The sequence below is a fragment of the Polaromonas sp. genome, assembly GCF_012927485.1.
In the GTDB taxonomy this organism is placed as follows: Bacteria; Pseudomonadota; Gammaproteobacteria; order Burkholderiales; family Burkholderiaceae_C; genus Polaromonas.
Map to the genome: position 1 here is coordinate 135,116 of NZ_JABBPC010000036.1, position 26,815 is coordinate 161,930.

Consider the following 26,815-nt stretch of genomic DNA (forward strand, 5'->3'; position numbering starts at 1 on the left):
GAACCGGCGAGTCCGATCACCCCATTGGCTATGGGTATCCCCGACTGGGAAGGCCAGATTCAAGCCGCCTGCGCGCAAGCTTGCCAGACCATTGCACCGGCCTGGCCGCTGGACCGCGCCATCGCCGTGAACCCGCATTGGTCACGCATCGGCATGCCGGTGCGCCAGGTTGCGGCCCGCATGGCAGTCTTGGGGGGCATCCAGGTGTTCCCCACACGCCAGAGCCAGCGACAGGCCTGGGACGCGGGCCGCATTAGCGCAGCCGATCTGGAGCATGCCTTGGCCAAGGTGTCCGGCAGCGTGGCCGCCCTGACCAAGGCCCAGTGCCTGGAGACATTGCACACGGCACCCAAGGTGGCTCAGTTGCCGCTGCTGATCGAAGTGCTGGACAACGACCCCAAGCGCCATACGCGGCTGTCCTGGCGCCAGGCCATTACCCACCAGGTGAGCCAGACCTGCGCCGCCTACTTCGACGAACACCAAGCTGACTGGCAACCCGAGCGCTCTGAAGGCTTGTACGCGTTCTGGCTTGACACACTGCAGCACGACCATGGCATTGGCATGTTGATGGGGCTGCCAAAACTGGGCCAAGCGCTTCAGGCGCTGCCTCGCACCCCACAGGACGCAGAGCGATCGGTATTGCAGCGCTTGGGTCTGCCGCAAGCGATGTGGGCGGACTATCTGGAAGCCGTGCTTCTCACCGTCAACGGCTGGGCATCCTGGTGTGCCTATCTGGGCTGGCAGGCACGTCTGGACGGCGGCGAAGACCCGCATTTGCGGGAGCTTCTGGCCATACGGCTGGCTTGGAGCGCCATCCTGCTGGAATGCAAGGGCAATGCGACACACAGCCCGGCCTTCACAGCACTGCAGAGGGAATGGAGCCGTGCGCCTGCATTGTTGAAGGAGGCTGAGGACGCACTGCTGGTGGACGAGGTCTGGCAGGTCGCGTTGGAGGTAGGGTACCAGCGAACGCTGGTGCACAAACTCACCGGTGCCACACGCGCCAGCGCAGCGGCGCAAGACATTGAAGTCCAGGCGGCGTTCTGCATTGATGTGCGCAGCGAGCCTATTCGCCGCGCACTCGAATCTGTCTGGCCTGCCATTCAGACCATCGGGTTTGCCGGATTCTTCGGCCTGCCCGTCGCCTACACCCCGCTGGCCACCCAAGCACGGCGGCCGCAGTTGCCCGGGCTGCTGGCGCCCGGCGCTGAGGTCGCGGACTCCATCGTCTCCAGCATCCAAGTTGCCCAGGGTGCTGATGCTGCTTTGCAAAACGATGCCCGCCGCGCCAGGCTGGACCGTTTTGGCTTGACCGACCAATGGCTGGCGGCAAGCCGCTGGCCCGGTGCCGCATTTTCCTTTGTAGAGGCCGCAGGCATTGGCTACCTGGGCAAGCTCGGACAATGGCTAAACCCCGCCAAAGCGGCCAGGGCACGCGATGACCTGGACGGTCTGCCAGTGCGCTACCGGCCCCTGTGCCGCCCCCAACTTGCCGGCCTGAATGTGGACGCCAAAATCTCGGTAGCTGCAAAAGTTTTGCACGCCATGGGCCTGGACCGCAAACTCGCACCGCTGGTGCTACTGGTAGGCCATGGCAGCCAATCCATTAACAACGCCCATGCGGCCGCGCTGGACTGCGGCGCCTGCTGCGGCCAGACCGGTGAAGTCAATGCCCGCAGCCTGGCCCTGTTGCTCAATGAGGCCGCCGTTCGCCAAGGCCTGCAGGGCCAGGGCATCGCCGTTCCGCAAGAGACCGTATTTGTTGCGGCTCTGCACAACACCACCACAGACGAAATCGAAGGCTTCGACCTCGACTTGCTGCCGCCCGCCGCGCGGGCACGCTGGGACCGGTTGCAAAGCGTATTCGCCAGCGGGGGGGACCAGGTGCGCCGCGAACGGGCGCCAAAGCTGGGGTTGGACCCCGGCGCCGCCCCAAGCGCGCTTCTCGACCAGTTGCGTATCCGCGCCAATGATGGCGCGCAAACCCGCCCCGAATGGGGCTTGGCAGGCAATGCCGCCTTTGTCATCGCCCCGCGTGAACGCAGTCGTGGTGTTGATCTGGGGGGACGCAGCTTTTTGCACGACTACGACGCCAACCAGGACACGGATGGCAGCGTGCTGGAACTGCTCATGACCGCGCCGATGCTAGTCACCCACTGGATCAACTGGCAGTACAACGCCTCTACCTGCGACCCTCTACACATGGGCAGTGGCAACAAGGTGCTGCACAACGTGGTGGGTGGGCACATCGGGGTGTTCGAGGGCAACGGGGGTGACCTGCGCATCGGCTTGTCGCGCCAGTCACTCCATGATGGCAAGAGATGGATGCATGAACCCCTGCGTTTGACGGTCGTCATCGATGCACCCCAAACGGCCATTGAAGCTGTCATCCGCAAGCATGCTGTCGTGCAGCAGTTGTTGAATAACGGATGGCTGTACCTCTGGCGCTTTGATCAGGCTGGCTTGCTGCAATACGAACTGGACGACTGGCACCCTGTAGTGCTGGAGCCAATTTGATGCCCCAAATTTCTGCATACCAAGGTCGAAAAGTCGCTTTGCTGACACAGCACGGTAAAGAGCAAGTCATTGCACCGGCTCTGGAGCCGCATCTCGGCTGCGTCGTCGAGCATGTTACTGGTTTCGACACGGACCAACTCGGTACGTTTACGCGGGACGTATCGCGCCCCGGTACGCAGCTCGAAGCTGCAAGGCGAAAGGCCCGCAAAGGCATAGTTTTGTCGGGTTTGTCAGTCGGCATGGCCAGTGAAGGAAGTTTTGGCCCAGATCCTTTCTCGGGAATGTTTCCGTGGAATGTGGAACTGCTGATATGGATCGATGACCAAATGGGTTTGGAGGTCGTGGGTATTGCTCAGGGCACCGCTCGCAGCGGTCATTTACAGACCAGTGACTGGGGTGCAATCGAAACCTTTGCTGTGAGTGAGGGTTTTCCGCAGCATCAATTGGTGTTGCGTCCTAATGGCCAAGACGACTTGCGCATCTACAAAGGCGTTGCCGACTGGGCTCGGCTGAAGTCCTGTTTCCTCGATTGCATTGCTGAGTCAAGCAACCGGCAGGTCTTTGTCGAGACGGACCTTAGGGCATTCGCAAACCCAAGTCGAATGCAGAACATCGAACAGGCGGCGCGCGACCTGCTTCAGCGCTTACAGTCTTGTTGCCCCGCCTGCAAAACCCCCGGCTATTGGGTGACCGAGAGACAGACTGGCCTTCCTTGTGCAGCCTGCGGCCTACCGACATCCAGCTATCGTAATGCGGTGTGGACATGTCTGCGCTGCCCGCACAGGTCAGTGCAACCGAGAACAGACTGTGACGCGGCAGATCCCAAGCATTGTGCAAGCTGCAATCCTTGATTCCTTGATTCCTTGATGGACTTGAGTGTCAGCTTTGGAAAGAGCGTTTCGCAACTGGCTACTACCGCTCACAGTCTTAAAGAGTCCGACATTCGGGTGGCCTGGGTGGCCGCTTGCCATTGTTGATGATGATTTGAAATTCCAAACTGCTTGCTCCAGAGCTGACGATCACGCTGGCCCTTTCGGTCAAAGAGCAGGAGAGTTGAATTCCTTTCAACTGCAAGGAGTTCATGATGAAAGAATCGTCCAATATGTCCGGCCAGGAACCGTGTAACAAGGGCAAGCTGGTAGGCCAAAAGGCTCCATTCAAACTGAAGGAAATCTGGGCCATTCGCGTGCGATTGCAAGTCGAACATCGGGTCAGGGAGCTGGCCATGTTCGACTTGGGGCTCGACAGCAAGCTGCGGGCCTGCGATCTGGTCAAGCTCAAGGTTCGCGACATCTGTCATGGTGACCGGATTGCTGCGCGCGCCATCATCATGTAGCAAAAAACCGCCCGGCCCGTGCAATTCGAGATTACGGAGTAAACCCGGGAAGCGGTGGGTGCATGGATCAAAGAGGCCAAGCTGCGATTTGAAGATTTTCCATTTCCAAGTCGAATCCATGAATCCCTGCATCTGGGAACGCGTCAGTACGCACGCATTGTGGACAGCTGGGTGCGGCAGATCGGCCTTGACCCGGCTGCTTACGGAACTCATTCCATGAGGCGCACCAAGGCATCGCTTATCTACCGGCGAACCAAAAACCTGCGCGCCGTACAACTCTTACTTGGTCACGCCAAAATTGAAAGCACAGTTCGGTACCTGGGCATCGACGTTGATGACGCGCTGGAGACGGCAGAGGACACAGAGGCTTGACGCACCGGCGCCGCACGATTGGCGAAAAAAACATAGCGCTTCCCTCGGCAATCTTGGCTGCTTCGGGCGAGCGCCTGATTCGAAAGGCTCGGTGCTGGTTGCCCGCAGCCGCTGATGGTCAGCTTTGGGGAAGCCAGTCCGACGTGTGAAATTGCGATGGATGATGGATAAACTGCTACTCAAAATTTCACACTATTCGACTCTTTAAGACTAAGAAGAGCCAGTCGACCTCCGGAACTGCTCGCTCCAACCCCGACATTGGAACAAGCAACTTGACCGTCAGCAATGTGGCGAGCATTTCGATGACCGCAGCACCGGCAATCGGCCAGTTGCGGTCGCACGCGGATGACAGGTATGTGGAAGTCCTGTTCACCTCCACAAAGTGGCGTTCCCACCAGTCGTATTACTGCCATCATTACCGAAAAACTCAGCAAAGGTAAGCGTCCGGGCATCCCGTTTTGACGCGCGGACAAGTCTATACAGCTGTATGAAGAGTAGTCGTTCAGGTGGTCGCAAATCACCCATGAGGATGGAGCTCATCAATGCGGTTTGCCGGTTGCGTCGGCAGGCGCGTAAGCATGACCCTACCCCAGAAATCTGTACCAACAAAAAGTAGAAAATTCCGGCCTGAATTTCACTCTGTGGGAAAGAGAGTATGTCATGAAAGTAAGTAGGTTTTCAGAGGAGCAGATCGCGTTTGCGATCAAACAATCGGAGCTGGGCATGAATCGCCCCGGGGCGATTCATTCGTGCCTACAGTCGATAAGCAACCCTTCATGAGCCAGCTACATCCCTAGAACGTGAATACCGCCAGTGATGTGTTCACCACAAGTGACAGCGGGATTTGCGTTGACTTCGGAAACGTCCGAGCAAAGTCAATCAGTGTAAATACGCATAAGTTGTTGGCTTGCAACGCCAAAGAGAGAAACCGTTAAGCACAGTTAGACTAAGTTGAATGGGTCTGGAAGTCCGCTTCAGACACTCAAGCCTACAAAAATGGAGACTCTGATGCTGTTGCGATGGCTGTTCGTATTTTTTATGTCTTGTACTCCGTTGGCATATGCCGGAACGGTCAAGTTAGACACGATGATTGACGCAGTAGACCCAGGCATTAAGCTTTTCGTGCGAAGCAAGATGACCGAAGGGCGGACCAGCTTCACAGATGACAACGTCGTGTTATTTGTACATGGTGCGACTTTCTCATCCACTCCAGATTTCGATCTGCCTTACAAGGACTATTCTTGGGCCGACTGGATGGTCGAAAAGGGCTATGTTGTTTACATGTTTGACAAGCGAAACTACGGCTTTTCCAGTCGTGAAAAGACCATGGACGAACCCGCGCAGAACGCGCGGCCTGTGACGCGTTCCTATCTAGCCATCAGGGACATCGGAGCTGTCGTCGACTACATACGGAAAAAGCACAAAATCAATAAAGTAAATCTGATTGGCTGGTCATGGGGCGCCATGACGGCGGGTTACTACACGTCTCTCAACAGCGAGAAAGTGCAGAAACTGGTAATGTATGCACCGGCTTATGCATTTGCGCAACACACCAATCTCGGTGCCGGCTCAGGCTCGCAAAACAAACGCAAACCTAACGAATTCAACTATGCACTAGGGGCGTACAGGCTGGGTACAAAAGCAGGCAACGATGCCCGCTGGGATGGTGAAATTCCAGTGGCAGATAAAAATGGCTATCGAGAGGAGGGGGTCAGAGACGCGTTCGCTTATGAAGCACTGAAAACCGACCCGACCAGCGAAACGCGAAATCCACCCAGCCTTCGTGCGCCGAATGGCGTCTTGGAAGACAGTTTTATGCAAGCCACTGGGCGTGCCATGTGGAATGCCTCGTCGATTTACGTTCCCACGTTGGTTATTGCTGGGGAATTCGACACTTGGTCTTTTCCTGAAGATCGCGAAGGCCTCATGCGAGACCTCACTAACGCCCCTTTAAAGAAAAGCGTCTTGATCAAAAACGCGACACATTTTGTACTTTTTGAAAAAACCCGCTTTGAATTCTTCGGCGAAATCGATAACTTCCTGAAGGCACGTCCATGAACATGCGCGCAATAGCCCTAGCGTTCGTCTCCGCTTTTTTGGCCTTTTCAGCTTTCGCACATGCCCCCGGCGATCCGCCCCACCAGACTTTTTCCCTGGGTGATCTCAAGCTCGAGAGCGGTGAATCGATTCGGGATTTTTCGATCTCATACGTGACGCACGGCACGCTCAATGCCAATAAGTCCAATGCCATCCTCATGGTGACGGCTATTGGTGGCAACCACCACCGGATCGACTATCTGATTGGGCCCGGAAAGGCGCTAGATCCCGCCAAATATTTCATTATTTGTACCGATGCCATCGGTAATGGGCTAACTACGTCGCCGTCTAACAGCAAAGTGCAGCCTCGCATGCAGTTTCCGAAGTTCAATATTCGGGACATGGTGAATTCTGAGCAGCGGCTTGTAACGGAAAAGTTCAGTATCCAGAAGCTTGTCACGGTAGTTGGCGCCTCCATGGGCGGCATGCAGGCCCTGCAGTGGGCGGCCAGTTACCCTGATCGAACAGACAGTATCGTGCCCATCATTCCCTTGGGGCGAACCCCGGCCTGGACCACAGGTGTACTGGAAATGCTGCGACAAACCATCATGGCTGATCCCCGCTGGATGGGCGGAAACTATACGTCCAGTGCGCCACCGGAGCAGGGCATGCGTTTGTGGGCAGGCTGGCTTTCAGGTGTCATCACCCGCACACCAGGTTTTCAGGAATCGCAGCTTCCCCACGCGCCTGATGCAGTTGGCTTTCTCAAAGGCGTGGAAGATGCTGGCTGGAAGCGTATGGATGCAAACGACTGGATTTACCAGAGTTGGGCTTACGATCAGCATAATTTGGGCACTACGCCTGGCTTAAACGGCGACTATCACCGCGCGCTGAAAAGCATCAAGGCCAAAACATTAATCCTTGCGGGCACTGGCGATTTACTCAACCCTGAATACGAAGCAATGGAGGTGGCCCGCTACATTGGCGATGTACGCTACGTCCCTATCAATGATCACCGAGCTATGGGTCACGTCTCAGGAGCAGGCATCAGCGCTCCAGAAAACGAATTCCAAAATCGGGAAATCGACTCTTTTTTGAACATCGTGACAGAGCATGGAAGAAAAATACAGTGAAGTCCTGGTGGGAAGTGAATCACCACCACAGACCTTAGTCGAGGTCATATCTAGGGGTGATTCGACGTGGCGCTCTTTAGGTGAGAGTTAACAACACATCTCGATCTAGTTCTCCAAGTGGAACTTGCTAGATGGCTACTTACAGGTACCGATTGGCAAATCAAAACAATTAGGGTGAAAGATGTGGAAATAAACAGCGACCTACCCGCACCCCGGAGGCAAAGTAATGGACGACGTCAATTCTTACAGCTTTCTGGAACGACTTTGGTTGCTGCGATCGGAGGAACTAAAGCCTTGTCTGCAGAAAAAGAATCTCCCGTAGCCTCACAAACTGAAGGGCTTAAGGTATTGTTCTTTGACGTCCAGGGTACCTTGGTTGATTTCTATTCAACGATCGTCCAGGAAGGCGGTAAATTTTCCCGACTTCATGGATTCCAAGCCGACTGGTCCCTGATCACCGAGCAGTGGCGAGCAGAATACCGCAACCAGCTTGACCAGGTGATCAAACAAGAACGCCCGTGGACCACAACGGACGCGATCTACCGAGATGCCTTGGACCGAGTCCTTACCGAGCATTCATGGGGTAATTCTCTTAGCCCCACCGACCGCGACGAGTTGAGCAGCGTTTGGTCAAAACTCATCCCGTGGAACGACAGCGCCCAAGGCCTGGAAAGATTAAGGGCACGATATACAACGTCCACGTTGTCGAACGGCAGCATGGCATCTGTTCTTCGGATTACGAAACATGGCGGCCTTCCATTCGATGCAATCCTCACCGCAGAACTGATCAAGTCGTCAAAGCCTGACCCCAAGGTGTACCAAATGGCCCTCGACTCGGTGGGAATCAAGGCTCACCAGGCCATGATGGTTGCATGTCACAAATACGACCTGAGCGCTGCCAAGAAATTGGGGTTCAAGGTCGCTTTCATTGCACGACCACTGGAGTTCGGCCCGACCAACGCCGCCGATACAAAAGCAGAGCCATACTTTGATTTCTATGCCAATTCAGTCAATGAGTTGGCTTCAATCCTTGGTGCGTGACACATATTGGGTGATGCCCAACCCTTTGTCTCATAGAGGGGAGCATTTACCCTGAAAATAAACTCTTTTCATGTTGAACAGAGCGTTGCCGCTTTTTGATAAGGCCACACGTGACTGTCGCCACAGAAACTCGGCATCCCCCTTGGGTACTCACTTGGTTGAAGAACTTTTAAGCCTGTGGCTTCATGCCCCTCCAAAATAAACAGGGTCTCACCGATGTGAGTTCCATTTTGTGAACGTATCATCCTCTAGGTATTCAGCTTGCTCTACGAATACCTGTTCAAGCGTTTTTTGTTCAATAGACATATTTTGAGATGCTCATTTCGCGGACACTAATTTACTATTCATCGACGAGCCTATCGCGTCTTTGCAATATTCTTCAAATGTGTAGCTCTCGAATTTGGGATCAATGCACTTCTCGCGGACTGACCGCTGCACGCCATCTTAGAAGTAACTGTGGCTCATGCCACTTCATGAGCCCTTTTGGCTTCAAGGGTTCCAAAGTGGAGGTCTCGATGTTCTTGACACTACAATTTGGTCATTGATGGTTGAAAAGCTGACCTCTCAATGACTGCTTAAGAGCATTTACTTTGACTTATCTAGTTTCCGCGTTGTGTCGGGAACTGTCCGTCGATCAGAAACCTTAAATATTGGGTTTACTGTTTTTACACTTAATCGTCATTTCTAAATTGATGTTTTTTGGCTTTTTTACCGGCTACAAAAATTCACCTTTCCTACGAAGAAATTTTCTACTTTAATTACTATGATCATTATTATTTTGAGTAATTAAAGTCGTAAACAGGTTAATAAAGCCGTAAACGTGCCTCTAGCATCCATGCGGGTTCGCAGGGCGTTGGATTTTGAAGACGGTTTCCTAAAGTCGTAAACACACGGGTCAAGAGCACAGTGCGAACGACTCCTGTGCAGCGGTGGCCGACAACCACGAAAGGCCGGTTCTGTGACGCTTCAAACAATCACGTTTGAAGGTAAAAACTGGCTATGTATAAATTAGCTGTTGAAACACTTCGCTTCCCTATGAAGGGGAGTTTTTCCTTCCCTATGACGGTTTGAATTTCAACAGCTAACGCAGACATAGCCTAAAAACTTACTAACGGCATTCAGCGCGCATCTAGCTCAGCCTTCGAATAGATGATCTCTAACGACATTGCGATTTATGACAACTCTCTCTTTTGGTATCTTTCAACAGCCTGTTAATGCCTTTATGCGGCAGAATCGATGTTATTTGCAATTTGATGCCTGATTAATTTGAATCGGTTTATTTATTTCACCAATTTCAATTAATTCAAATGAACAAATTTTTAAAGTTGGATCAAGTTTGAGCTTGGCTTCATAGTTTTTCTTATTTTCAGGTATGAAGCTGCCTGAAATAGAGCAATTATATTTATAACCTTTATAAACAATGCCTTCTGGCGTAGTCATAAATACAAGCGTGAAGGGCTGGCCCGCTGTCACATACATCTCGCCCATGTCCTCATGATTTGAACTTGGTGCTGGCATGTCAAGTGTTCTTCGACGATACCCACTACTTCCAACTATTCCACCAAATACAGTTCCAGCTCCTGGAGCACTCCAGTCAATACAGCTTTTGTTTGGAACTGCTTTTACTAACGAATTAGCGATTATTCGCAGTCTAGCTCGTTCTCCTCCTACTGGCTCTTCTGCCGTCTTGAATTGTGTACTAAGTTGCGCACACCCAAATAATATTACACATGATAATAATACAAACAATTTAGGGATATTAATTTTTAAATTTTTCATGTGATGTCCAGGCTTTCCCAGGGTGATAGTAAGAGTTTTGGCTGGCGGTAACACAGGGTCAAACCCGGATACATTTTGAAGTAGCTCTACGTAAATAAATTATCAACTACTTTTAATTTCGAAAGTCATTGACTCATATCGACGGTGATCTACAAACTTTAAGTTATGCAAAAGTAGCTCAGTTTAGTTCGTAGGGATATGGCAACGAATTGCCGGTTACGCTGCGTTGTTGCCCGACAACGAATAGCGTTTATGGGTTTTAAATGGATCATGCTCGCCACACCCTGAAGCAGAGTTAAGCCATACCTGAAAGCAGCCGGTTTAAGGGGCTTGCGAATGCCGGCGTGAACTGACCACCGTTCCCGCAGTCGCTTTGTTTAGTCTACGGCCGGTAAGGAGCAACTTGATAGCGGAAACGGACGCCCGCTTTGGGTCTCATGGAGCCGTTTGAGTGAAAAGTCCCGCATCCCCCGGCCGCTGACTCCAGCAGACCCGTACCTGACATAGAGTTTCCCGAACTACATTCTCCAAAGCCGACATAGACATCAGCAGTCGATGGTCGGCAATGTGGCGTTGATTTCGGTGCTCTCGGCACCCGCAGCCGACCCTATCTGGCCGTTCGTGGACGGGATCTTCCTAGCGACTATGCGCGGCTCCGCGATGACTCCAGTTTCTCTCTCTCGATTGTCGAATACTCTGAAACATCGGGCCGGCCCTAAGCATTGCCTACATGCGCCCCAAGCGCTCCAATAGCAACACGCGCTCACGTTCGTTCCCAGTCCAGGCTATGGCCTGGCGCAGGGCTTCGCGCGCTTCCTCAATGCGATCCAAGCGCTGTAGCAGGTCGGCCCGCGCGCTGGCCCACCAGGGATAGCCGGTCATCGGGAGGGCCTCCACTAGCGGGAGCGCCTGTGCCGGCCCGATCGCGTGGCTCAGCGCAACGGCGCGGTTAAGCGCAACGACTGGGCTGGGTTGCAACGCGAGGAGTGCGTCGTAGAGCCGCAGCAAATGAGGCCAGTCGGTGTCTTCGGCGTGGGTGGCGCGGGCATGCACCGCCGCCAGTTCGGCCTGCAGGGTGAGAGTGCCCGGCCCCTCCGATCGCAGTGCATTCAGACTGCGGCAGCGCGCCAACGCAGCCAGGCCGCGTCGCACCAGCAGGCGGTCCCAGCGACGCCGATCCTGTTCCAGCAGCAGCACTGGACGGCCCAGCGCATCGGTGCGCGCCGGCAGGCGTGAGGCTTGCAGCTCCATCAACGCCTGCAGTGCCTGCGCGTCTGCCTCCGTCGGAAGCAAGGCGGCGAGGTGTCGCGCCAATCGCAGGGCCTCGTGACACAGGGTCGGCCGCATCCACTCGGCACCGCTGCTGGCGACATAGCCTTCGTTGAACATCAGGTACAGCACCGTGCAGACGGCATCCAAACGCGCGGCGCGCTCGAATGCCGGCGGCAGCTCGAAGGGTTCACCGGCCAACTGCGCCTTGGCGCGTGTGATGCGCTGAGCGATGGTGGCCTCCTTGGCGAACAGGGCGCGCGCGATTTGGGCCACCGTGAGTCCAGCTACTAGGCGCAAGGTGAGTACCCATTGCGCCTCGCGCGCCAACTTGGGGTGGCAGGCAATGAACATCAGCCTCAACGCGTCGTCGCCTACCTCGTCGGCCTCGTCGGCAAGCAACAAGTCCAGAGGGTCGGGCGCTAAGTGGGCCGCGCGCGCATCGGCGTCAACACCCAGCGCTTGCTGTTCCCGCGCCGCCATCTGAGCATGGCGCATGCGATCAATCAGCCGGTGCTTCGCGGCGGTCATCAACCAGGCGCCGGGGCTTTCAGGCCAGCCCTCAGCCGGCCAACGCTGCATCGCGGCCACCAGCGCGTCCTGCACGCAGTCTTCGGCCAATGCCAGATCGGCACCTGCGCGCAGCAGAGCCCCGGTTAGGCGTCTGGCCTCCAGGCGCCAGACGGCCTCGATAGAAGGCGTCATCCTCCTTGCTTGATGGTGGCCAACTGTTCGCGGATGATGCGCTCGGCATCTTCGGATGGTAGGTCGATGCCGCCCATCAGTGGGCGCACCTCGATGCAACAGGGCTGGCCAGGGAACGGTGCCGGAAAGCGCTGCGCCCAGGCCAGCGCTTCGTCGTGCGATCGCACCTCGATCAGCGTGTAGCCGGCAATTAGCTCCTTGGTTTCGGCGAAGGGACCGTCCATGACTCGCGCTTTACCGGAGGCTTCGTACTGCACGCGAAATCCCTGGCTGCTGGGCTGCAGGCCAGCACCATCGAGTAGCACACCGGCCTTGGCCATCTCGTCGTGGAAGGCCATCATGCGCGGCACGAGCGTAGGGTCATCAGGAAAGTCGCCAGCCTCGCTCATCGCGGTGGCGCGAACTTGGATCATGTAACGGGTCATGGAAGTCTCCTAAAGTAGTTAACCTTATACGACGAACGGTGGCGGCACATTTCGACAGCCCCCCCAACTTTCGGGTTGCACAACTCCGGCTGGCAGCTTTGCGGCGGCGAGATCGGGGCAGCGAATGTCTCTTCTGAGCACATAACCGACGGTCGTGACCGGCCGGTTCCCGGCAACCAGAACGTTTTTTCATTTGAAGACGGAGCCTGTCGTTGTCGTTCGTTGTCGTAGAAATTTCAATTGCGTTTTCTGCGACAACGAACATGCTGTGCTGACCTACGAGCAGCTTCCCCCTCACAATCAATTCTGAATCGGCGACGACACGCCAAGCATCTATCTAGAATGCAGGCATGACTTATCCCAACACCCAACTCTTCATCGCAGGCGAATGGCGTGATGCCGCTGATGGCAAAAGCCTCGCTGTGTTCAACCCTGCTACCGGCAAGGAAATCGGCCGCGTCGCGCATGCCGGTATTGCCGACCTGGACTTGGCGTTGGCCGCCGCGCAAAAGGGCTTTGAGTCCTGGCGTGACATGCCGGCCGTTGAGCGGGCCAAGATCATGCGCAAGGCTGCTGGCCTGATGCGCGAGCGCGCAGGTGCCATTGCCGCACTGCTCACGCAGGAGCAGGGCAAGCCGCTGGCCGAAGCCAAAAGCGAGGCCATGGCCGCGGCCGACATCATTGAATGGTTTGCTGATGAAGGGCAACGCGTCTATGGCCGCATCGTGCCCTCACGCGGCAACCTGGCCATGCGCCAGATGGTGCTCAAAGACCCGGTGGGTCCGGTAGCGGCCTTTACGCCGTGGAACTTCCCCATCAATCAGGTGGTGCGCAAGATGGCGGCCGCGCTGGCCGCAGGCTGCTCCATGATCGTTAAAGCCGCAGAAGAAACCCCGGCTGCCCCGGCCGAATTGATCCGCGCGTTTGCCGACGCGGGCGCACCCGTCGGCGTGCTGGGCCTGGTGTATGGCAACCCGGCAGAGATTTCCAACTACCTGATACCGCATCCGGTCATTCGCAAGATCACCTTCACCGGCTCTACACCCGTGGGCAAGCAGCTGGCCGCACTGGCCGGCAAGCACATGAAGCGTGTGACCATGGAACTCGGCGGCCATGCCCCGGTGATCGTGGCTGAAGACGCCGATGTCGCACTGGCCGTCAAGGCCGCAGGTGCCACCAAGTTTCGCAACGCCGGGCAGGTGTGCATAGCGCCTACGCGCTTTCTGGTGCATGAGAGTATCAAGAACGACTTTGCGGCGGCGATGGTCAAGTATGCGCAAGGCTTGAAGGTGGGTGATGGAGCCGCAGAGGGCACGCAGATGGGTCCGCTGGCCAACCCGCGCCGCTTGACCGCCATGGCCGAGTTCACGCAAGACGCGGTCAAGCATGGCGCCACCGTGGCACACGGCGGCGCGCGCATCGGCGACGTCGGCAACTTCTGGCAGCCTACCGTGCTGATCGACGTGCCGCTGCAATCCAAGGTGTTTAACGACGAGCCCTTTGGGCCCATGGCCGCCATCCGCAGCTTCAATACACTGGAAGAGGCCATTACCGAGGCCAACCGCTTGCCTTACGGCTTGGCTGGTTACGCTTTCACGCGCTCGCTCAAGAACGCAGACCTACTCGCGCGCCGCGTGGAAGTCGGCATGCTGTGGATCAACATGCCAGCCATGCCATCAGCCGAGATGCCGTTTGGCGGCATCAAGGATTCAGGCTACGGCTCTGAAGGCGGGCCGGAAGCCGTGGAGGCGTACCTCAATACGCGTGCTGTGACGGTAATGAACGTCTAACGCTGCAATCAACCGGATCTGTGAAGTGGCCGTGCAGGCCGGTCATTTCTACGTTGAACGTCCTTTTTACGGGAACGTATGACGGGGGTACGTAAGACTCGGCGACGACGGACCGGTTTGCGGAGGCCTAAATGCTCCGCTTTGGCAAGTTACGACTCTGCGAGTTCAAATCGTTGTGGTCAATGGTGTAAGGTTGTAAGCAAGTTATTAAAGTCCTAAAACGGCTCCAGCAACCATGCGGTTGGGGGTGCGGCATAAATCTTGGACTGGTTTATGCCGCACCCATCAACAGTCTGAGCCTTTAGCCTTATTGCGACAGCCCCTTCAGACGGGCACAGTATTGCTAGTTGGGAGTGGATCACTCGTTCAATTTTTATTGATAAATAAAATGAGTCATTTGGATTCTCCCTCGAGTTAGTGCTGCGATTCAGCCAGCTTACGGGCAGTTTGTGCGCGCGCGGACTTATCTGCTCGCACACGCTGACCATGGATATCGCGACTAAAGCATAGGGGCGGGTGTTGCCTCAGTTTTCGCGGCACCATGCCCGAGCGGCTGGGAAAAATATCCGTATCAGCCCGGTCTGGTAACCACCTGAAGACTAAAGTGTCTGGTCAGGCCGGACCGCGGTAGCAACGATCTCTAGCTTCCAGCCCGGATTGGCCAGTTCAAGTTTGAAGCAGTCACGAGCGGGCGGACTCCCTTTGTCGACCCACTGGTCCCAAGCGGAATTCAGGCCCGCATAATGGCGAAAATCACTTAGATAAATCGTCGTCGTCAGCAGGCGTGACTTGTCGGTTCCGGCTCGCGCCAGCATCACGTCGAGCTTGCGAAGCACTTCATTGGTTTGCTGCTCGATGGTGGCGTCCAAAGTGTCCGGCACTTGGCCGGATACAAAAACCAACCCTTCGGTGGCGACCATGTCGCACATTCTTTCGCTGGCATCGAATCGTTCAATCTTCATGGTGCTTTTTTTCCCTTCTGTGCGTTCAAGTTATTGCGTTTTCCTGTGCCGCGTTATGTCTGAAGCTTCGGCCGGGAATGGCGGCGATGAGTTCGCGGGTATAGGCCTGCACGGGCGCACCGCAAATGGCAGCGGCGGGTCCTTGCTCGACAATGCCGCCCGCACGCATCACAACGATGCGATCGCATAAGCCAGACGCCACCCGCAGGTCATGCGTGATGAACAGCATGGCCAGCCCAAGCTCCTGCCGGATTTCGCGCAGCAGCGCCAATACTTGCGCCTGCACCGACACATCCAGGGCCGACACCGACTCATCGGCAATCAGCAGCCTGGGCTGCATTGCCAGCGCCCGGGCAATGCTGATGCGCTGTCGCTGGCCGCCCGAAAACTGATGCGGAAACCGGCTGAGGGAGCCAGGAGTGAGGCCAACAATGCGAATCAGCTCAGCGGCGCGGGCATGGGCGGCGTCACGCCCGACCCCGATGTTAATTGGCCCAGCGGCAATGATGTCGCCCACACGGTGCCTTGGATTGAGCGAGGCATAAGGGTCCTGAAACACCATCTGGATCTGCTGGCGCGTAACCCCCAGCTGGCGTCTGCTCAAGCCTACGGTAGACCTGCCGTCAAAAATGATGGATCCACTGTCTGGCTGCAGCAGGCCCACCACCACCTTGCCCAACGTGGATTTGCCGGAACCGGACTCACCCACGACACCGACAGTCTCGCCAGCATCCACATGAAGGCTGACGCGGTCCAGGGCAGTGGTGGTGCGACCGCCGCGCCCGACATACTGTTTGCACAGATCGCTGACCCGAAGCAACGGTGCGCGCTGCACGGGCACCATGTCAGCGTCGGGCCGATCCTTCAGCGCTGGCACTGCGGCAATCAGTTTGCGGGTGTAGGGATGCGTCGGCGAACGCAGCACATCACCGACGACACCAGACTCTACGCAGCAGCCCTGCTGCATCACCAGCACCCGATCGGCAATGTCAGCCACGACACCAAAATCGTGGGTAATGAAGAGCACGCCGATCCCACGCCTGATTTGCAATTCTCGGATAAGCGTCAGGATTTGCGCTTGGGTTGTCACATCCAGCGCCGTTGTAGGCTCGTCGGCAATCAACAGCCTCGGCTCCAACGCCAGTGCCATCGCAATCATCACGCGCTGACGCTGCCCCCCGGACAGCTGAAAGGGATAAGCGGACACCACGCGGGCTGGGTCTGGCAGTTGCACGTCCGTCAGCAACTCAATGGACTGGGCCCGGCGCGCAGCTGCGCTCATCGACATGTGGGCACCAAAGACCTCATCAAGTTGCTGACCAATCGTCATGAGCGGATTCAGCGCTGTCATCGGCTCCTGAAAAATCATACCGACGGCCGCACCGCGCAACTTGCGCAGCGCCGCTTCGGGTAAGGCGCTGATCTCGGTATCTCCCAGGAATACCTGACCCGAACAATGGCGCACGCCATGCGCGGGCAGGAGGCCAATGAGAGAGTGCGCGATCATCGATTTGCCGGATCCCGATTCCCCCACCACGCACACCGTCTCTCCCGGGTAAACCTCAAACGACACGTTATCGACCACCAGGCGCCGCTGCGTCTGGCCCGTGATTTCAATGGATAGAGACTTGATCCGAGCCACAGGCATGCCGAGCGCGTTCATGGTGCCTCCTCCACGGATTGCAGATGGGGGTTGAGCGCATCATTGAGTGCCTCTCCAATCAGATTGATCGCCAGCACGGTCAGCACGATTGCCAAGCCGGGAAACACACTCATCCACCACGCCATGCGCATCACGGTACGTGACGACCCAATGATGTAGCCCCAGCTCATCAGGTTGGGATCGCCCAGTCCGAGAAAGCTCAATGCCGACTCGAGAAGGATGGCGGTGGCTACCATCATGGAGCCAGCCACGACGATGGGCGACAAAGTATTGGGCAGGATTTCCTTGAAGATAATGGCGAGATCTGATCGTCCCGTGAGCCAGGCGGCCTGTACATACTCGCGCGAACGCATACTCATAAATTCTGCGCGAACAAGCCGGGCAATTGGCGGCCACGAGACCACCGCGATAGCGCCGACGATGGCCTCGATTCTCGGATTGAAAATAGCGACCAACACCACTGCCAGCACGAAGCTGGGGATAGTCTGGAAAAACTCGATGAAGCCAACCAGCAAGTGGTCAACCCAGCCGCCTACATAGCCGGCGACCGCTCCAAGCGTAATGCCGACGGCCAGTGCGGCGACAGTGGAAACAACACCGATAAGAAGCGAAACATAGGCACCGTGCGCAATGCCGGCGGCAACGTCACGCCCCAGCATGTCGCTTCCCAGCAGAAAACCGTCGGTCAACGGCGGCTGAAAGGGAGCCCCCACGGTATCCCACGGATTGACGGGAAACAGCCAAGGCGCCGTCAACGCCAGCGCGATGACCGCCAGCAGAATGGTCAGGCCCAACAAGCCGCCTTTGGTCTGGGCATAACGGAAAAAAACACCATTCATGACAGCTCAATCCTCGGATCAACATAGGCATAGATGAAATCGGTCAGCAGATTGACGCCGACCACAATGACGGAGATCACGAAGAAGACCCCCAACAGAACGCTGTAATCGCGTTGATTCACGGCTTCAAAAGCGAGCCGGCCGACCCCTGGCCAGGCAAAAATAGTCTCCACAACGATAGAGCCACCGACCAGCCCGCCTGCGTGAATGCCGGCGTAGGTGATGATCGGCAAGAGCGCATTGCGAAGTACATGCCGGATCAATACCTGCCGTTCGGGCAGGCCTTTGGCGCGCGCGGTTTTGACGAAATCGAGCCGGCTTACCTCCAGCATGGAGGCGCGTGCCAGGCGGGCATAGATAGCCACATAAAAAAGAGACAGTGTGGCGACGGGCAAGATAGCGTGGCGCGCAACGTCAAGCACCGACTGCAAGCCCGTCATGTCGACACCGATGGACGAGTAGCCATAACCGGGTAGCCAATTCAGCTTGACGGAAAAGATCAGCACCAACAACAGCCCCGACCAAAAAATGGGCGTTGCATAAAACAGCAGCGCGGCGGCGGAAATCGCGGTGTCGGTCCAACTACCGACCCGTCGCGCCGACAGCACCCCGAGCAGCACTCCCAAGGACACCGACAATACAAAGGCAAGTCCCGTCAGCAGCAGCGTGGCCGGCAAGCGCTCCAGAATCAGCGTGAGCACTGGCTGCTGCTGACGATGCGAGTAGCCCAGGTCAAGATGAACAAGGTGCTTGGCGTACACGCCCAATTGCGTCGGAAGCGACTGGTCGAGGCCAAACTCCCGCCGCAATTGCGCCATGTATATTTCATCGCTCGCGCCTGACTGCCCCGCCATCACTTGGGCCGGATCGCCGGGCGCCATGCGCACGAGAAAAAAATTGACAATGGCGATCAATGCGATGACCGCCGCCGCCTTGACGCATCGCAGCGCAATTGAGCGTATTTTCACTAAAAATTTCTCCTGCCTGGGTTGACCGCCAAGCTATTCGAAAACAAATCCTGCAATTAACAGTGCCCTGAGAGGACGTGCAAGAAATCGCGTGCAAGACTTCCAAGTTCCTCATGCAGATAGCCACCTTCCTGCACGGCAACACAGGGCAAACCAAGTTCGGAGATCGCCTGCGCCATTGACATGAAGCCTGCTGTGGATACACGGTGTGCCCCATGCGGGTCCTTTTCATGGGCATCGAATCCCAGCGACAGCACCAAGGCTTGGGGCGCGTAGCTGCGCACCGCCGCCAACACACTGGCCAGAGCACACATCACCTCGATATTCCCACTGCCCACCGGAAACGGCACGTTGAGGTTGAAACCCAAGCCTTCACCTTCGCCACATTCGCCGGGCGTTCCGGAGAAGAACGGATAGAAGCCGTTGGGATCTCCATGGATGGACGTAAAGAACACATCCGAGCGGTGGTAAAAAATGTCCTGCGTACCATTGCCGTGATGCACGTCCACATCAAGAATGGCCACCCTGTCGAATCGACCACGAAGCAGTTGCGCGGCAATGGCTGCATTGTTGAGATAACAAAAGCCGCCGACCTGCGAGCGCGTGGCATGATGACCTGGCGGGCGACACAAGGCGTAGGCCAAAGCCTCCCCTCCCATTACCGCCAGCGCCGCATCCGCCGCGCAGCCAGCTGCAGCAACGGCGGCCCACCATGTGCCTGCCGCAATTGGGCAAGCCGCATCCTGGCTGTAGAACCCGGCCTGCCCGACGATGCTCTCTGGCCGGTGCCGGAAGCGCCCCCCTGGATGCGTGTTGGCCACAATTTCCGCCCCGGCGTTAGGCAGCCGCGCCCACGCCTCATAACCCGTTTCGAGGAACTTAACCAACCCTGCATCATGCACCGCCAGCACGGCGTCAAGGCCATGGTAGGTCGAAGCGACCCGCTCAAATCCTGCGCCACCCAACGCATCGAAGATGACATTGGCGCGCGCTGTGGTCTCTGGATTGGGGACAAGCTGCCCCGCTTTCAGAAACATGCGTGGCTGATGCAGCGCCTGGAGATCGCTGTGAAAAACCTTCATGGCGCGCTCCGTAAAGTTTTCTGGAAGTGAAGGCTGCTCACTTGGCGAAATATACCGAGTCGAAGCTCTCGTTCACGCCGATAGCCGTGGTCACCAGATTGCGAACGCGCTTGTTGTAGATCGTTGGAAAATTGATCTCGATCAGCCATCCCAGCGGCACGTCTTCCACCAGAAGCTTTTGAACATCAGCATAGTAACGTTTGCGGTCTTCGTCTTTCACAGCCGATGCGGCCTTGATAAACAGTTCATCAACACGCTCGTTGCTATAGCCTGAGGTGTTGGTATACGGAATACCTTTTTTAATGTTGGACGACAAATAGGTCCGAGACACACCGAGGGCGGGGTCGCCGTACTGGGTCAGGTAACTCACCAACATCTCGAAATCCCAGTTCGCCAACCGCTGGGTCCAGCCTGCGGCGTCGGTCGATTCGATCACCACGCGCAACCCCACTTTACCGAGGGATTGCCGCACGTACTCGCTCAGGCGGTTCCAGGTCTCGCCGTAAGGAAGGCCGACCAGCTTGATGGTCGCACGTACGCCATCCTTGCCTTTTACCAGCCCCATGTCGTCCAGCAGCGCTTCTGCCTTCTTCCGGTCAAGCGGGTAAGGTTTTACATCGGCACTGTAAAAGCGGGTGGCGCTCGACACCGGGCCTGTCGCCACCTTGGCATGACCGAACCAGATTTTGTCGCGAATGAACACACGATCCAGCGCATACATCACAGCCTGCCGAAAACGCTTGTCGTCCATGGGCTTGGAGCGGGTGTTGAACTCAATCCACGCCAGCGGAGAGAGAAACTCGTAGCCCTTGTTCGTGACCTCGAACTGAGGCAAGGACTTAAATCGATTGACGTCGAACAGCTCGATATCGCTGAAACTGGAAACGTCCACTTTTCCGCTTTCAAGCGCCACGGCCCGCGAGGCTGAATCGGGAATGATTTGGAAATAGATGCCATCAAGATAGGGCAGACCGGGTTTCCAGTAGTTGTCGTTGCGAATCAGATGGATGTAAGCGCCTTTCTTCCACTCCTTCAACTTAAACGGACCGGTTCCAATGGGGGTCTGGTTGGCTGGGTTGGTTTTGAAATCGGTACCCTCATAAATATGACGCGGCACCATGGGTGCGCTGGATACTTCGAAGGACCCCAGGAAAGGCGCAAACGGCTCTTTCAGTTTGAAGACGACCGTAAAGGCGTCGGGCGCAGTGACCGACGCCACGTGGCTGAAATTATTACGTGCGCGGGAATGCACTTCAGGCAGGAACTTGGTCGTCGTGAAGACCACGTCCGCAGCGGTAAAAGGCTTGCCGTCGTGCCATTTGACACCTTCCTGTAGTTTGAACGTATAGGTGAGGCCGTCTTCCGAAGCGGTCCAGGATTTAGCAAGGCCAGGCTGAGGATTGAGGTTGCTGTCATAGGTCAGCAGGCCCTGGTAGATCTTCCCGCCGACCATCTGCACACCGCTCAACTGGTTGAGTCCGAGCATCAGTGTAGGAGGCTCGGGGTTGACAATCATGTTAAGAGTGCCGCCACGCTGCTGCGCCAAAGCGGGAACCACGCTTGCCGCGACCAGGGCCATGCAGACGGCGCCTCGACTTAGAAAATTTATCATTCGTTTCATTATTCGTCTCCGGTTATTTCTAGTTTCCTGAACACCTAAAAAGCTTCGCAACGGTAGAAGGCCTTGCTTCGGTAGCCGTTGATGACTTCGACATAACCCGTCATTTCAGCGGCCGCCGCCGCATGGCCCATGTCGGCAATAAATGGGCGACCCCGCAGGGAAATCAACTTTGAAGGAGTCGCCAGGACCGACACACCCTTGCGTCCAACCCGGCGAACCATCTCCGCGCTGAATTGCTGGTTACCACGGCCAAAGATATGTCCCTGCCCGCCAATACAAGTCACCAGAATGCGTGACGGCTTGCCCGACGTAAGTTCCAGCAACGCTGCGGCGGTAGCGTCATGCAACACCAGCTCGCCGCCAACATAGGCGTCAACGCTCAACATGGAGGCCTGCCCCTTGAGGGCCTGCTTGACGGCCCATGTCGTTGAACCCGGTCCTATCAAGTACATCTGATCCGGCTCCATCGTTTCCACAACGCTGGCCGCTATGGCCTGCGCCTGCACCGCATCGCCCGCCACTGAACGGACCTTTTTGCCCTGGAGCAGCCTGGGATCCTCGGGAGACGCGACATAGCCGAACAGGCTGGGTTCAATGCGGCCGCAACGCAAATCGTTTTCGTCGAGGTCCATAACCTCGCACTGACAGACACGGCGCGCGTGAGAGCGTAAAAATTGCACTGCCAACGTGCCGGCCGCAGCGGGTGTGGTGGCAAAAACACCAGAATACATCTTCACTCCGGCAGGAATTCCCAGCACCGCGAAAGCATCGCCGACAGACTCGGCAATGTCACGAGCCGTACCGTCACCGCCTGCGAACAAGAGCAAATCGACCTGCATGAGCATCAAGCGGCGAGCCAGCTTGGCCGTGTCTTCGGCAGATCCTCTCGCTGGTTCGCGATACACGATTTCACAGCCCAGGCCGGCGGCGCTGGCCGCGTCCGCCCCCAGCGAACCGGAGCCCGTGATGATGGTCAGCTTCGCACCAAACTCCCGCAACGCGCTCAGCGCGTGGGTGGCACGGGCGACGGCCTGAGGCACCACGCCCAGCGCTAGCGCCTGCTCGGCGACGCCATCGCTGCCCCGCAACGCCACAGGTCCACCAACACCCGCAAGGGCGTTGACAATCAGGCCAACACGCAAGTTCATGCGCCCAACTTCGCGGCTTGGCCGAGAAGCTTGCGCTGGTAGCCGCGCCACGTGATGGCCCACCGTTTGGGGTCGTCAAGACCGGAAGCATCAATGGCATGCACCGGGCAATTGTGCGGCGCCGATCGGACGGTCTCGGGATCGGTGTAGGCCTCATGGGCGATGTGACGCATCACATCCACAAACTCATCCAGATCCGCTTGCGAATAGGACTCAGTAGGCTCGATCGTGGCGGGCTCAGGCACTACGAAAGGATGATGACTGGTCCAGTAGTGCACCCCAAAGTCGGCGGCCCGGATGCCAATCTGCTCAGAGTGAATGCCGGTGTCGGCGTGAAGCTTTTCCCAGCTGTAGCGAACTTGCTCAATACGCCGCTTGCCTGGCGCATAAGGTGCGCTGAGCCCTGGGATTTTCAACAACTCATGCATCATGTAATTGTTGTTGAGCACCGCGATTTCGGCCACTTCTCGCAACCCCTTCGCCCCCAGGTTCATGGCCCAGGCATAGGCGCGCAACACGATGCTGGCAGTGCCCATGAACGCGGACACTTTGCCGATTGAATCGGGCCCCGCGTCTTCGACGCTATAGCGACCTTCCCGAAGCATTATTTTGGGAGACGGTAAAAAGCGTTCCAGCTCCCGCGTGACGCACATGGCACCCACAGCAGGGCCGCCACAGGCATGAGGCGTCGCGAACGTCTTGTGCAAATTGAAATGACACATGTCAAACCCGGCTTCCCGCGCACGGGTAATTCCCAGCAGGCCGTTCGCGTTGGCCTGATCGTAGATGTTCAATCCCCCTGCGGCGCGAACCAGATCGGTGAACTGGCGGATTTTCTTGTTGAAGATTCCGGTGTCTTCCGGGTTGGTGATGATGAGGGCCGCGGTGCGGGGAGACAGCGCTGCGCGCAGGGCCTTCAGATCAGGGTAGCCGTCGGCGTCGGGATACAGGGTAATTACCTTATAGCCCAGCAGGCGGGCACAGGCTGCATCCGAGGGATGGGAGAAAATCGTCGTGATTACTTCATCGCGAACGCCGTAGCTGCCGGCATCTTCCTGATAGGCCCGCAACACCGCAAAATTGCCGTAAATCGCTTGCGAGCCGCTGCGCGCCTGCAGCGACACCGCATCCATGCCGGAGACTTCCATCAAGAGCGCGTGAACCTGGTGGAACATGTGCAGCAGGCCCTGGACCGTGTCCGCATCCTGCAGCGGATGCAGCTCGGACATGCGGGCATCGCGCGCAAGCTGCTCGTTGATTTTCGGGTTGTATTTCATGGTGCAGGTGCCCTGACCCACATCAACGTTCAGGTCTGCTCCCAGCGTCTGCTGCGATAAGCGCAGGTAGTGGCGTAGAACGCGGTTTTGCGACATCTCCGGCAGGTGCGGTGCCTGGATACGCAGCATTCCCGCGGGAATGCCCAACAACGTCTGGCTGGTCGCAGCGGCGACTTCCTGCTCCAGTTCGGGAACCAGCACGCCGCGCTCGCCGCGCTGTGACAGCTCGAAAATGACCGGCTCGTCCCAGCGCGCCTGGTGATAGCGGCGTAGGTTGGCGCGCCCATTCGTGAATCGGGACAAGGATATGTTGTGCATGGCTGGATTCATTTCTTGAGGATGGTGGCAAGTGCTTCGCACAAGGTGGCGACGTCTTCCTGGCTATGCACTTCGGTAAAGCTGTACAGCGCGCACTGGCCCAGCGCGGGAAATGCAAGGCTGAGGTCGTGGCCGCCAAAAATATCCTGTTCAAGCAGCGCGCTGTTGATTGTCTGGACCGATTTTCCGCTGGCATCGAAGTTCACCACGAACTCCTTGAAGTGCACCTGCTCGGCATGCGGTATGTGTATACCCGGCACGGCGCCCAGCTGCTGCTTGGCATACGCGTTGCGGCAGATGATGGTGTAGGCTAGGTCTCGCATGCCTTGCGGGCCCATCAAGGCCATATACACCCCGGCGGTGATGCCCCAAAGAGCGGCGGCGGTACCGACAAACTCATTGCCGTTTTCTCGCTTGTCAAACGACGTGCGGCTGTAAGCCACGTCACCGAAACCGTACTCGCCCGGCACCTTGGTGGGCGCAATACCGAACAGCCGTGAAGGGTACTGCAGCACCAGCGCCTCGTCGTCATGCGTGCCGATGAAGCCGCCGTGCCCGCCGCCATAGCTCATGTGCATGCCCAGCGACTGGATATCGCCACACACAATATCCGCGCCGTAAGTTGCCGGAGGCGCAATCACCCCCAGGGAGCTCGGATCCACGCCGACCACCAGCAAGGCGCCGCAGGCATGAACGGCCGCCGCAATGGCCGGACCGTCCTGAATCACGCCCAAATAAGACGGGTTATCAAGAAAAAGGCAAGCGACTTCTTCGTTCAGCAGGCTTGCCAGTCGCCCCATGTCCAAGGTTCCTGTGGCGAGATCAAAAGGAACGCGGCGGAACTCGAGGTCGCTGCGGCCATAGTTTTGCATGACCGAATACTTGTCTGGGCTTACATGCTCGGCCACCAGCACCACCCGGCGGCCGGTGTGACGTCCGGCCATCCGCACTGCCGTGGCTGCGGCCTGATGGCCATCGAACGTCGGAATACTGACAACTTCCATCTCCAGCATCTCACCCATCATGCTGGCGTACTCAAACAGTGCCTGAAAACGGCCCGCGTCGTCGTAGGGCTCACCGGCATAGGCTGTTAGGAACTCGCTGCGGCCGTTGATTTCATCGCACACGGCTGGCACATGGTGCTGGTAGCAGCCGCCGCCAAGAAAGCTGAGCGCCTCGGCGCAGGACGTGTTCTTGGCCAGCAGCGACTGCACGTGGCGCTTAAGTCTATGCTCGGAAAGAAATGGATCGGGCAGGCTCAGGGGGCGCTGCATGCGCAACTCTGGAGGAATCTCTGCGTAAAGTTCGTCCATGGAGCTTGCGCCTATCGCTGCAAGCATCCTTGCCTTGACCTCTGGGACCGAATTGGGTATGTAAGGATAAACGTGAATCGAATTTGTCATGCCTAAAGTTCATCCTTTTAAGATCATCCCCGTTAAATACAGGGATGAACAAAGTGTCTCGGGATAGGCAATGCACGACAAATGATAATTTTTTACGTATAGGATAAGTTTATCTAATAGACTTAATGCCAATGGCCAGCCTTCTGATCAATCTCAATACCTTACGCGCCTTCGAAGCCACCGCTCGCAAGAACAGCTTCACTCTTGCCGCTCAAGAACTTTGCGTGACACAGGCGGCGGTCAGTCATCAGGTTCGGCAGATTGAGGAAGTGCTTGGCGTCCGCCTGTTTGAGCGCGCCCACCGGCGCGTCACGCTCACCGATGCCGGTACTCGCGTTTACGGCACGATTTCCAACGCATTTCGAGACATTGACAGCACGCTTCGGGAAGTGCGGGCGCAGGGCGCGGCCAAGACGACACTCACGGTGCAGGTAACACCGTCGTTTGGCTCACGCTGGCTGGCGCGCCGCCTGCATTGGTTCTGGGCTCAGTACCCCGAGATTGACCTGCACATTTACCACGCCCTGCCGCATGAGCAGTATGACGTGCACCGCGTAGACCTCGCGATCAAATGGGGCCACAAGAGCTGGGGCTCCCTGCACTCGGAGGTCCTATTTGAGTGCCAGTTGCTACCCGTATGCTCACCCAGATATCTGCGCCCGGAACATCCCCTTCACAAGCCAGAAGATCTGTTGCACTATGCCCTGTTGCACGAAGACAGTTACGAGGACTGGGCAGCCTGGTTCCGTGCTGCGGAGGTTTCCCAGCCCATTCCTATGCGCGGGCCCATCATCAACGACAGCAATACCCTGATTGAAGCCGCGCTCAACCTGCAAGGCATTGCACTGGGGCGGCTTCCGCTGATACGGGAGCAATTGCAGGAAGGCTTGCTGGTCAGTCCGTTTGACCTCACCATCAAATGCGAAGGTGCCTATCACCTGGTCTACGACGAGAAAGTCTCATCCAGCGAAGCTTTCAAGAAATTTAGGACCTTTCTGATTGAACAGGTCCGCGCGCAGGCCTCATGATCGCTGAGTGAGCCAAGGCTTCCAGGCAGAGGCCCGCGCCCTGCGTCCAAGGCTGGAAACGGCCTGATGCCTCGATGCGAAAATGACGCTACTTTGGCGTTG

19 protein-coding genes and 1 pseudogene are annotated in these 26,815 nt (G+C 57.0%); 8 read left to right on the plus strand and 12 right to left on the minus strand.

Annotated features, from left to right (window positions below):
• Positions 1 to 30: 30 nt before the first annotated feature.
• The 6 genes and pseudogenes from HHJ16_RS15665 to HHJ16_RS15690 all read left to right on the plus strand — a co-directional run bounded on the left by HHJ16_RS15665 (position 31) and on the right by HHJ16_RS15690 (position 8,436).
• Positions 31 to 2,517: a YbcC family protein gene (locus HHJ16_RS15665; RefSeq protein ID WP_296902374.1), complete on the plus strand. Its 2,487-nt coding sequence runs from the start codon at positions 31 to 33 to the stop codon at positions 2,515 to 2,517.
• Entirely contained in the window at positions 2,517 to 3,368 is an 852-nt protein-coding gene (locus HHJ16_RS15670; protein ID WP_296902084.1) for a DUF6671 family protein, read from the plus strand. The genes HHJ16_RS15665 and HHJ16_RS15670 overlap by 1 nt, the downstream gene beginning before the upstream one ends.
• A 233-nt stretch (positions 3,369 to 3,601) precedes the next feature.
• Positions 3,602 to 4,225: pseudogene (locus HHJ16_RS15675) on the plus strand (tyrosine-type recombinase/integrase).
• A gap of 996 nt (positions 4,226 to 5,221) precedes the next feature.
• Positions 5,222 to 6,283, plus strand: coding sequence for an alpha/beta fold hydrolase (locus tag HHJ16_RS15680; protein WP_296902086.1), 1,062 nt, complete (start codon positions 5,222 to 5,224; stop codon positions 6,281 to 6,283).
• Positions 6,280 to 7,395, plus strand: a complete 1,116-nt coding sequence (locus HHJ16_RS15685; protein WP_296902088.1) for an alpha/beta fold hydrolase — start codon at positions 6,280 to 6,282, stop codon at positions 7,393 to 7,395. Before HHJ16_RS15680 ends, HHJ16_RS15685 begins: the two co-directional genes overlap by 4 nt.
• Positions 7,396 to 7,689: 294 nt before the next feature.
• Positions 7,690 to 8,436 (plus strand): haloacid dehalogenase type II, encoded by a 747-nt coding sequence (locus HHJ16_RS15690; protein WP_296902090.1) that lies wholly within the window; start codon positions 7,690 to 7,692, stop codon positions 8,434 to 8,436.
• A gap of 1,239 nt (positions 8,437 to 9,675) precedes the next feature.
• On the opposite strand, the gene HHJ16_RS15695 is transcribed toward HHJ16_RS15690, so the two are convergent.
• From HHJ16_RS15695 to HHJ16_RS15705, 3 genes are all read right to left on the minus strand, one after another.
• Positions 9,676 to 10,215 (minus strand): hypothetical protein, encoded by a 540-nt coding sequence (locus HHJ16_RS15695; RefSeq protein ID WP_296902092.1) that lies wholly within the window; start codon positions 10,213 to 10,215, stop codon positions 9,676 to 9,678.
• Positions 10,216 to 10,941: 726 nt separating this feature from the next.
• Entirely contained in the window at positions 10,942 to 12,189 is a 1,248-nt protein-coding gene (locus HHJ16_RS15700; protein WP_296902094.1) for a sigma-70 family RNA polymerase sigma factor, read from the minus strand.
• Positions 12,186 to 12,614: a YciI family protein gene (locus tag HHJ16_RS15705; protein ID WP_296902095.1), complete on the minus strand. Its 429-nt coding sequence runs from the start codon at positions 12,612 to 12,614 to the stop codon at positions 12,186 to 12,188. Before HHJ16_RS15705 ends, HHJ16_RS15700 begins: the two co-directional genes overlap by 4 nt.
• Before the next feature lie 350 nt (positions 12,615 to 12,964).
• On the opposite strand from HHJ16_RS15705, the gene HHJ16_RS15710 reads away from it, so the two are divergent.
• Positions 12,965 to 14,404: an NAD-dependent succinate-semialdehyde dehydrogenase gene (locus tag HHJ16_RS15710; RefSeq protein WP_296902097.1), complete on the plus strand. Its 1,440-nt coding sequence runs from the start codon at positions 12,965 to 12,967 to the stop codon at positions 14,402 to 14,404.
• 599 nt (positions 14,405 to 15,003) lie between these two features.
• Here the strand turns inward: HHJ16_RS15710 and HHJ16_RS15715 are convergent.
• The 9 genes from HHJ16_RS15715 to gcvPA are packed head-to-tail and all read right to left on the minus strand — an operon-like array spanning position 15,004 to position 25,685.
• Positions 15,004 to 15,366 carry a RidA family protein gene (locus tag HHJ16_RS15715; protein WP_296902099.1) on the minus strand — a complete coding sequence of 121 codons (363 nt, stop codon included), beginning with the start codon at positions 15,364 to 15,366 and terminating at the stop codon, positions 15,004 to 15,006.
• 25 nt (positions 15,367 to 15,391) lie between these two features.
• Positions 15,392 to 17,029 (minus strand): ABC transporter ATP-binding protein, encoded by a 1,638-nt coding sequence (locus HHJ16_RS15720; protein ID WP_296902101.1) that lies wholly within the window; start codon positions 17,027 to 17,029, stop codon positions 15,392 to 15,394.
• The gene (locus HHJ16_RS15725) at positions 17,026 to 17,868 is read right to left on the minus strand and encodes an ABC transporter permease (RefSeq protein WP_296902102.1); all 843 of its coding nucleotides are present in this window, start codon (positions 17,866 to 17,868) and stop codon (positions 17,026 to 17,028) included. The genes HHJ16_RS15720 and HHJ16_RS15725 overlap by 4 nt, the downstream gene beginning before the upstream one ends.
• Positions 17,865 to 18,836, minus strand: a complete 972-nt coding sequence (locus HHJ16_RS15730) for an ABC transporter permease (RefSeq protein WP_296902104.1) — start codon at positions 18,834 to 18,836, stop codon at positions 17,865 to 17,867. The genes HHJ16_RS15725 and HHJ16_RS15730 overlap by 4 nt, the downstream gene beginning before the upstream one ends.
• A gap of 56 nt (positions 18,837 to 18,892) precedes the next feature.
• Positions 18,893 to 19,918 carry a histone deacetylase family protein gene (locus HHJ16_RS15735; protein ID WP_296902106.1) on the minus strand — a complete coding sequence of 342 codons (1,026 nt, stop codon included), beginning with the start codon at positions 19,916 to 19,918 and terminating at the stop codon, positions 18,893 to 18,895.
• Positions 19,919 to 19,955: 37 nt separating this feature from the next.
• Positions 19,956 to 21,539 (minus strand): ABC transporter substrate-binding protein, encoded by a 1,584-nt coding sequence (locus HHJ16_RS15740; RefSeq protein ID WP_296902108.1) that lies wholly within the window; start codon positions 21,537 to 21,539, stop codon positions 19,956 to 19,958.
• 35 nt (positions 21,540 to 21,574) lie between these two features.
• A complete protein-coding gene (locus HHJ16_RS15745) occupies positions 21,575 to 22,687 on the minus strand; it encodes an ATP-NAD kinase family protein (RefSeq protein ID WP_296902110.1) in 1,113 nt (370 codons plus the stop codon).
• Positions 22,684 to 24,282: an aminomethyl-transferring glycine dehydrogenase subunit GcvPB gene (gene gcvPB / locus HHJ16_RS15750; RefSeq protein ID WP_296902112.1), complete on the minus strand. Its 1,599-nt coding sequence runs from the start codon at positions 24,280 to 24,282 to the stop codon at positions 22,684 to 22,686. Before gcvPB ends, HHJ16_RS15745 begins: the two co-directional genes overlap by 4 nt.
• An 8-nt stretch (positions 24,283 to 24,290) precedes the next feature.
• Complete coding sequence (gene gcvPA, locus HHJ16_RS15755; RefSeq protein WP_296902113.1) at positions 24,291 to 25,685, minus strand: aminomethyl-transferring glycine dehydrogenase subunit GcvPA; 1,395 nt, start codon at positions 25,683 to 25,685, stop codon at positions 24,291 to 24,293.
• Between the two features lie 131 nt (positions 25,686 to 25,816).
• On the opposite strand from gcvPA, the gene gcvA reads away from it, so the two are divergent.
• Positions 25,817 to 26,713, plus strand: a complete 897-nt coding sequence (gcvA, locus tag HHJ16_RS15760) for a transcriptional regulator GcvA (protein ID WP_296902115.1) — start codon at positions 25,817 to 25,819, stop codon at positions 26,711 to 26,713.
• Positions 26,714 to 26,815 lie beyond the last annotated feature (102 nt).